At 51.9% G+C, this 8,394-nt stretch carries 6 protein-coding genes and 1 pseudogene; all 7 read left to right on the plus strand.

Going from position 1 to position 8,394, the window contains the following annotated elements; genetic code table 11:
• Positions 1 to 1,367: 1,367 nt before the first annotated feature.
• The 7 genes and pseudogenes from ASF38_RS19775 (at position 1,368) to ASF38_RS19795 (ending at position 8,198) form a co-directional block, all read left to right on the plus strand.
• Complete coding sequence (locus ASF38_RS19775; RefSeq protein WP_082480673.1) at positions 1,368 to 1,646, plus strand: HNH endonuclease signature motif containing protein; 279 nt, start codon at positions 1,368 to 1,370, stop codon at positions 1,644 to 1,646.
• 1,218 nt (positions 1,647 to 2,864) lie between these two features.
• On the plus strand, positions 2,865 to 4,283 hold the full coding sequence (locus tag ASF38_RS17215) for a terminase large subunit domain-containing protein (protein WP_082480674.1): 1,419 nt from the start codon (positions 2,865 to 2,867) through the stop codon (positions 4,281 to 4,283).
• Positions 4,284 to 4,321: 38 nt separating this feature from the next.
• Positions 4,322 to 5,217: phage portal protein (locus tag ASF38_RS19780; protein WP_369815193.1), on the plus strand; the 896-nt coding region annotated here is incomplete at its 3' end.
• A 1-nt stretch (position 5,218) separates the two neighbouring features.
• Positions 5,219 to 5,311, plus strand: a complete 93-nt coding sequence (locus tag ASF38_RS19785; protein WP_369815201.1) for a hypothetical protein — start codon at positions 5,219 to 5,221, stop codon at positions 5,309 to 5,311.
• Positions 5,312 to 5,416: 105 nt separating this feature from the next.
• A pseudogene (locus ASF38_RS19790) lies at positions 5,417 to 6,757 on the plus strand (phage major capsid protein); the annotation flags it as partial.
• A 637-nt stretch (positions 6,758 to 7,394) separates the two neighbouring features.
• Entirely contained in the window at positions 7,395 to 7,817 is a 423-nt protein-coding gene (locus tag ASF38_RS17560; RefSeq protein WP_156366891.1) for a hypothetical protein, read from the plus strand.
• Positions 7,818 to 7,823: 6 nt separating this feature from the next.
• A complete protein-coding gene (locus ASF38_RS19795) occupies positions 7,824 to 8,198 on the plus strand; it encodes an HK97-gp10 family putative phage morphogenesis protein (RefSeq protein ID WP_082480677.1) in 375 nt (124 codons plus the stop codon).
• The last annotated feature ends 196 nt before the right edge of the window (positions 8,199 to 8,394 follow it).

The following is an 8,394-nucleotide window of genomic DNA, read 5'->3' on the forward strand; positions in this document are numbered from 1 at the left end:
CTACAGGAAGACTAATTTGTACAAGGTGTGGAAAGGTAGATGGTGGAAGTGGGCAAGATCACAGTAACTAGTATCAGTGTAGAGAAGATCGAATACTGTAAGGAATGTAGAAGTACCGCCGGGTGTGATCATACACCTGAGATTATTGGAGAAGTGTCGGTAGTAAAGAGNTCGCAGTCATTGGGCTAAGAAGTGCAATAACTGCCTTAAGCCACACATTAAGGGTCCAGCAGTACCGCGCGGTAGCAAGTGGTGCAGAAGATGTGACACCATCAAGACTCTTGATGAGTTTGGCAACAACAAGAAAACCAAGGATAAGAAGTCTTGCTACTGTAAGAAGTGCAATAGCGAAGCATCTGCAAAAGATGCAAGAGAAAAGCGTAAAGCCTGGACACCAGAGCAGCGTAGAGCAGACTCAGAGAGACGATCCAAGGCCTATGCAGATCGTCAGAAGCACGCCGGTAAGGGTATGAGTCTTGAAGAAACCTTTGCCTGGATCAGCGACATGGGAAACAACTAATACATATAATGGAGATATAGAGACCCGCTGTTGCTGGCGTTCTCCGGTNATCGTCTATAATAGTAGTAACGGGTTGAGAGACCCGAATCTATGACAGCAGGTAACACTATGACAACAATTAAGATTTGCGCACTATGCGATAAGCAAGTAGTAGCACACAACCTATGCGGCAAGCACTACCAACAGCACAATAAAGGCACACTGGTAGAGAGCAGCCTCATTGGCTATGAGTACGTGTGTGTATCAAACAAGAGCCACAGCAGCATTGGTTGGTGCCAACACAAGGGTGGAAAGATCGGACGACCCCGCAACGAAGTTGTGGGGTATCAGGCAGCCCACAAGAGAATGCGCAGCGAACTAGGCAACGCATCTACCTATGGCTGTGTAGAGGGATGGGGCAGCAACGCCCACCCTGCCGAGGACTGGTCACTAGAGGGCGAGCCCACACACAAAGAGTTCATCACAGAAAAGAACCGCTGGTACGCCTACAGCCTAGATAGCGAGGCATACGTACCACGCTGCAAGTCCTGTCATCGCACGGTTGATGCACGCCGGTCAGTGAGCATGGAAGCCCTGACCATCTATGAGCGTGCATCAGTCGGTGATGCAGCATGACCATCCTCATCATCTGCATCAGTGGTGTGTTCACCGGCTACTACGGCACAGGCCTGGTGGTACGGGCAGTCAGGGGAGTGGTGGCCCGTGGCACAGCAGCCCGCTAGCCGAGCGCTCATCACCCAGGCCGAACAGTTGGTGCGTCGTGGCTACAGCGTGGAGCAGGCAGCAGCAGCAGTAGGCCTAGCCCGAGTGACGCTGTACCGAGCGGGCGTACGCAGCAGCCGGGGGTATGGCCGTGGCTAGGACACGTGAGTACACAGCACGCGATGCACAGTGGCGTACTGATGTGTTCAATGCAGCACGAGAGGCCGGGGTACTGGCATGTGTTGTATGTGGTTCAACAGAGAACCTACAAGCCGATCATATTATCCCTTATAGCCAGTGGGAAGAGGGCCGGTACATGGTAACTAACGGTCAAATCATGTGCAGTTACCACAATAAGAGTAAAGGAGCAACAGTAGGTCCGACAAGGAACGCAGGAAGACGAGAACGCTACTTCTCTTCTTAAGCCAGCACACAGGCAGAACGCACCCTTCCTTTTTACCGAAGGGGTCGAGGTTGTAGACCTATAGAACACAATGACGACAGATAAGACAGTAGGAGAGTTTGAAACAGCAGCAACACGCTTTATTGAAGCAAGAGAGTTCATCGATAGCGAGTCTTTAGAGGCAACCATGCTTCTGACAGTGGCTCGCAACCTCGATCTGAGATGGGCATCACAGGCTTATGCCGAACTACTCAGAACAGTGAAGTATCTAGAAAGCCTAAACCCAATTAACGAAGGAGAAGCGGACGAAGTAGACCCACTATTAAGTCCCAAAAGATAACATGGTAGCAACATACAACCACATTGAGGAAGTAAAGACGCTCTGTGAGTACGTAGGAGCGGACTGGAAGACAGCAACGCAGGTAACCATTCACAACAATGGCTATATTGAAATTGAACACGTAACACAGCGGGAGCCATATCTAACGACAGAAGTTCGCGGGTATGAACGAATCATGCTTGCGCATGGTGATGCAGCATGATTACAGCAAAGGTATTCGATAAGACAGACGGTGACCGATTCGTCCTACTCATTGACGAAGAGGGCCGGGNCAAGGTAACTACTACCGTCATGGTGCCTCAGCAGTCAGTGACAGAATATGAGGTCATCTCATGATCGGGCGTACGGGGATGATTGCCGCTTTCGGGTATGCCGGTCGGGTAGATGTACCAAACGGCCCACCCTCCTACGTACCGTGCAAGCACGGGGTAGAGCACGAACCCATCACATTCGAGGAACTACGTAACGGTGTCGCATCGTGTGATTGCTCATGACCCCCGATGCCGTACGAGACCAGATGATTATTCAGGCTGTAGAGGCAGAGCGAGAAGCACCCCGCTACGAATCTGAGACACCCGACATTCGCCCCACAGACCTAGACGGACTAGTTGGATTCTTCCTATGGACTGCTAATCATCTGTGGCACAACAATGACGCGGCAGATATCTATGAGGCTCTACTAGAGGTAGCAGAAGAGTTCGCGGGTATCTCTGGACGTGAAGGTTGGTCTCATGACAACGACACCATGAGATGGGAACGCAACTGGTCACCTGTTGCACGTGATTGCGAATGAGGGCGGTATTTAGGGACCTAGTAGAAATCATCAAGACTCTTCCTGAGTTCATCGTCTTATGGCTAGACGAGACACGGGATAGAGTCAAGGAATGGACTGACCGTGCTTGACGTGGGACGCAGCAGACTACGTTGACCCGGTACGGTTCACTGCCCCTCTAGAGGCACGAGAAGACGGTCTACCGGTCCATTCAGATGGATACGACCTACTTCTACTAGCAGAACGCTACTGGCCTGTCAGGCTCGATATTTGGCAGCAACGTCTCATCATCCGTGTACTAGAGACGCGCGGTAAGGACGGACCCCTCAGATACAGACAAGTCCTAGTCTCCATTGCACGCCAAAACGGTAAGTCTGAGATTGGTGGAGTCCTAGCGCTCTATGGCCTCTTGATGATGGTCAAGGGTGCACAGGTTATCGGCATTGCTTCAAACGTCGATCAGGCCAACCTCATCTATGACCGTGTGTCGAGTTGCATCAACAACTCAAAGGCCTTGTCCAAGGTGCTGCACACGACGCGCTCACGAGGCATCACCGGTCTAGGGCTCAACACTGCCTCTTACAAGTTGAAGGCAGCCAAGCCGGGAGCAGTCCAGGGACAGCCCGTGAACCTAGGCCTGGTCGATGAACTCCACCTAGAGACAGCCGGGCAGTGCTGGGACGACCTAGTGAACGGTCAGGGCGCTCAGGAGCACTCGCTAGTCATCGCTCTCACCACAGCCGGTGACAACACGTCCAAGACGCTTCTACGGCTCTATGAGACAGCAGCCGTAGCCATTGGTGACCCCTCAACGTCCTTCGGTGCGTTCATCTATGAGGGAGCCACAGGAGCGGCCCCAGACGACGTACAGAGCATCCTCGCCGCTAACCCCTCTATCGCCTGTGGACGTCGGTCCCTACAGGAGCGTCTAGACGTCATCGCCACGCAACCGGACTTCAAGGTACGCCGCTACACGCACAACCTGTTCGTGGACTCAGACAACCCGTTTGTGGACCCCGCTGTATGGGCAGCGTGTGCAGGTCAAGGACCAGAAGACACAGCACGAGCAGTCATCGGTATCGACGTGTCGCAGGGGTGGCGCTACGGGGCGATTGTGGCCTCTACCAAGGATGCGACGGGACAAGTACACGCAGAACTAGTCCAGTGGCTTACAGAGCCCTCTCAGGAGGTCCTAGAGGCAGCCGTAGACGCGATCCATAAGGAAGGTTACGCCTACGCCATGGACACGAACCTAAAAGACCTCAGTGACTACCTGCGTTCAAAGGGACGAGAAGTCCACACGATGAACAACGGCGGGTATCTACGGGCAACAGAGATGGGCTACTCCCTCATTGCTCAGAACAAGGTCACGTGGAACAAGGATGACGTTCTACTTGATTATCAGATGCGTCATGCCAAGACGAAGGTAGTAAGCGGTAGAGAAGCAATCGCACGTGGGCCGGTAGAGAACGACGCAGTAAGAGCATTCCTCTGGTCTATCTATGTTGCTAATACACGAAAGGAGTTGCCAATGCAGTTGTTCTAACCGTCATGGGAAACAATTGAGCAATATAATTAGAAGTAATGTCAGACAACAAGCAAGGATTTATCAAGAGACTTTTTAGTCCTACAGAGTATCGAGCAGATGACCCGTTCGTACTTGTACCGCCTGCCTATAGAGGCACTGCCAACGTAAGCACAGAGGCAGCCATGGGCGTGTCTACTGTTTACCGCTGTGTAGACCTCATCACGAACAGCATTGCGCAATTAGAACTAGAGGCCTACCGCAGCGGGGTACTGATCGATCCAGCAGAACTACCTCTAGTAGTACGTGAGCCTGACAAGGACCGTAGCCGTAGCGATTGGCTTAAGCGCATCGCCACATGTCTTGTGCTACACGGCAACGCATACCTACGAGTTGTGAAGGCAAGCAACGGACAGCCGCAGGCTATCTACGTTCTCAACCCGCTAGGCGTGCATATCGAGTTCAATGACAAGGGCCAGAAGTTCTACAACTATGGAACACAGAAGTTCACCGAAGACGAAGTAGTACATATCCGCCTAGGGGAGTGGCCTGGAAACATTCTAGGTGTTGGTCCCTTGCAGGCAGGACGTGCGACTGTCTCACAGGCTATTGAACTACGTGACTACCCAAGCAACTGGCACAAGAACAACGGCATCCCTACAGGCATCCTCAAGACAGACAAGCCACTAGAGGCCGGTACGTCACAGGCGTACAAGGATGCATGGCACACAAGCCAGGCAGAGGGCGGTATCGCTGTCCTAGGTCAAGGTCTGGACTTCCAACCCATCGTTATGAACGCATCTGACATTGCGTTCATCGAATCAGCCAACCTCTCAGACCTACAGATTGCACGCATGTTCGGTGTAGATGCTGCATATCTCAACATTCCTGTTGGTGGATCAAGCCTGACCTACACCAACCGTCAGGACCTAGAAATCCAGTTCATCAAGACAACNATTCGTCTAGACGTCGAGTCATTCACCCGTGCATACCAGGCTACAGAGCCAACAAATCTACCAAAGGAGTCTATTGCAGACAACCAAGAATGACAGAACTAGAAACACGCTCACTAGAGATTCGCAGAGTAAACGAAGAAGCACGAACCGTCACAGGTCTAGCCGTCCGATGGGATGACATTGCAGACATTGGCGGGNGTAACGCGCGGTACAGAGACAGACGAAGGCTACGAAGTAGAAGCCGTCATCTCCCGCACAGCACTAGGTAATGACGTCTACGAGATGGTCAAGGACGGAACGCTAGATCGTTTCTCCGTTGGCTTTATCCCAGTAGAACACCGTACTGATGAAGACATTCTAGTACGCACCAAGGTAAATCTTAAGGAAGTATCGATTGTTCCGTTCCCTGCATACGCAGGAGCAGCAATCACACAAGTACGTCAGGTAACCGAGACCTCAACATCGGAAAATAATGAAACGGAGGATTCTAACGAATCATCAAATATGGAAAATGAAGAAGTAATCACAGAAATCCGTTCACAGGTTGAAGGCCTGACACGAGATTTCGCACTACTAAAGGATGGTGCACCCAAGAACGAGACTGGTACGCAGTTCCGCTCAGCAGGTGAGTTCATCAAGGCTCTTGCAGACAACGACGAGAGCGCACGCAACGAGATTCGCCTCTACACGGGTGCAACCCTCTCAGACAGCCACACCAGCAACGACTGGAAGAACGACCTTCTAAAGATCGTAGACAAGGGACGTCCTGTCCTTAACCTCTTCGATCGTGGCCCACTAGGCGCACAGGGCAACTCAGTAGAGTACCCCCGCGTCTCAGCCCTCACAGGTGACGTTGCCGTACAGGTGGCAGAAGGCGATGACCTTTCCTACCTAGAGGTAGCGATCGACACGGGTACCGCTCCGGTGAAGACCTACGGCGGCTACAGCGAGGTTTCTCGCCAGGCTATCGAGCGCTCAGACGTGGCCTACCTGGATGCCGTTCTAAAGCACCAGGCCGCTTCCTACGCGAAGGTGACCAACGCAGCGGTAGTTAGCGCTCTAGCAGCCGCTACGCCGCAGACAGGCGCATCTTTCACGCTCTCAAGCGCTACGGGTGACAAGTTCATCGGTGCAGTGGTCGACGGCGTGTCCAAGATCGAGGACAACGGCCAGGGCGCTACCGCAGATTTCGTGTTCGTCTCAGCAGACGTCTACGCGAAGTTGGCAACGCTCAGCGACTCAGCAGGACGCCCGCTGTTCAGCATCAACGGCGACGGTTCCAACACCATCGGTGGAATCAACGTACGTGGCATCGCTGGCAGCCTCGCAGGTCTACCCGTAGTCATGAATGCATCTCTAGCGTCTAAGACGTTCTACGTTGCTTCATCAAGCGCGGTAATGACTTGGGAGAACTCAGGTGCACCTATCCGCCTACAGGATGAAAACATCATCAACTTGACCAAGCAGTTCTCTCTATACGGCTACATGGCTGTTGGAGTTAAGAACGCTAACGGTCTTGTAAAGGCAACGGTTGCCTGATGACCGTTAGCGTGCAGCAAGTTTCAGATTACGTAGGAGCAGAGCCAACAGAGGTTAACGACGTTGCTAGATGCTTGAACGCGGCGGTAGTGCTTATTAGTGCTTACATCGGTTCAACAGTCATCCCTACGGACATTCTGGATCAGTGCACGCTAGACGTGGCATTCAATCTATACATGCGACAGACAAGCGTGAGCGGGTCACCATCACAGATGACCTTTGATGCGCCGGGTATGGGAAACCTAGTNACGCAATCACAGACCTACGAGAACACATCTCATCAGTCATTGATGCATCAGCAGTAGCGGTCTACACCTACGAACAACTACCAAACAAGATCACCAAGCCGTCAGTAGTCATGATGCCTAGTGATCCATATATCACACAAGGAACAACGTTCGATGAACTCGACGTATTCATTGACTTGCATCTTTGTGTGACCAGAAGCAAAACAGCAGAAGAGGCTCTAGACGATTTGATCGTGAACGTACTGGAAGCCGTATTGCCTGACTACTACGTAGAACAGGTAGAGCAACCCCGCATCTACACGCTGAATCAGCAAGATTTGCTGGGAACGCAAGTCACGATCAAAAATACAATCAGAAAAGGAACTCTATAAGAGTAACGGTAATTACTAATGGCAAGATACAAGGGCAACACTACACCGCAGATCACGTTCGTTCGTGCAGCGGCTACAGCAATCCCGTCAACCGATCTAGGTGCATTCGCTACCAAGATTGAGTTCACAGAGGGAGACGGCGAGCCGGTTACGTTCAGCGACGTAGCAGACGGCAAGCGTCCCGTGGCAGTAGAACTTGAATTCGCTACCGACTTCGGTCCAGGTACGGCATTCAACTTCCTACAGCAGTACGCAGGATCAACAGGCGTGTCTTATGACATTCGTCCTCTAGGAAGCACTGCGCTTTCTTCTTCTGCACCTAAGTTCAGTGGAACGTGCACGCTACCTGCGTCACCGCTCATTAACTTTGAAAAGGGTACTGAGGTAGGCGTGTTCAGCGTAACCATCCAGTTGGATACTTACGCTGTTTCATACGCCTGATAACTAATGGCTACAGGTGTGAGGGTAGAGAACCTTAGACAAGTTCAGCGAGACCTAACCAAGTTGGGTGTTGCAACAGAAGAACTTAAGGACTCCATGACCCGTGTAGCGAGTCACGGTGCTGATAAGGCACGTGCCCTCGCACCTGTAGGCCGCACAGGCGCTCTAGCGGCCTCTGTACGCGGTAACAAGGCCAAGGCAAGGGCAACCATTAAGGCCGGTAATAAGAGGACGTACTACGCCTCTTTTACAGAGTACGGAACGACCAAGCAAACCGCACAAGAGTGGATGCACCGGGCGGTAGAGGAAACAACACCGTTTGCAGCAATTGCAATCAACCGCGATCTAACAAACCTAGTTCGCAAGTACAACCTAAATTAAAGGAGAAAAGAAACATCATGGCAAACAAGACAAAGGCACAACTAGAAGAAGAGAAGCGCGTAGCACACATGCAGTCTCTTCTACGCAAGATGACATTTCGAGACTGGATCACAGCAGCAGAGTTCGGAATCAAGAAGAACATGGTAGTACCCGAAGACGAAGACATTTCTTCTGTTGACGAATGGGCACTATCTAT

This window comes from Aeromicrobium sp. Leaf272 (assembly GCF_001422865.1).
Taxonomy (GTDB): domain Bacteria; phylum Actinomycetota; class Actinomycetes; order Propionibacteriales; family Nocardioidaceae; genus Aeromicrobium.

What these genes read in the sequence shown, in the direction of transcription:
- ASF38_RS19795 (WP_082480677.1), top strand. Translation starts at nt 7,824, where the DNA reads ATGGCTACAGGTGTGAGGGTAGAGAACCTTAGACAAGTTCAGCGAGAC.
- ASF38_RS19775 (WP_082480673.1), top strand. Translation starts at nt 1,368, where the DNA reads ATGGCCGTGGCTAGGACACGTGAGTACACAGCACGCGATGCACAGTGG.
- ASF38_RS17560 (WP_156366891.1), top strand. Translation starts at nt 7,395, where the DNA reads ATGGCAAGATACAAGGGCAACACTACACCGCAGATCACGTTCGTTCGT.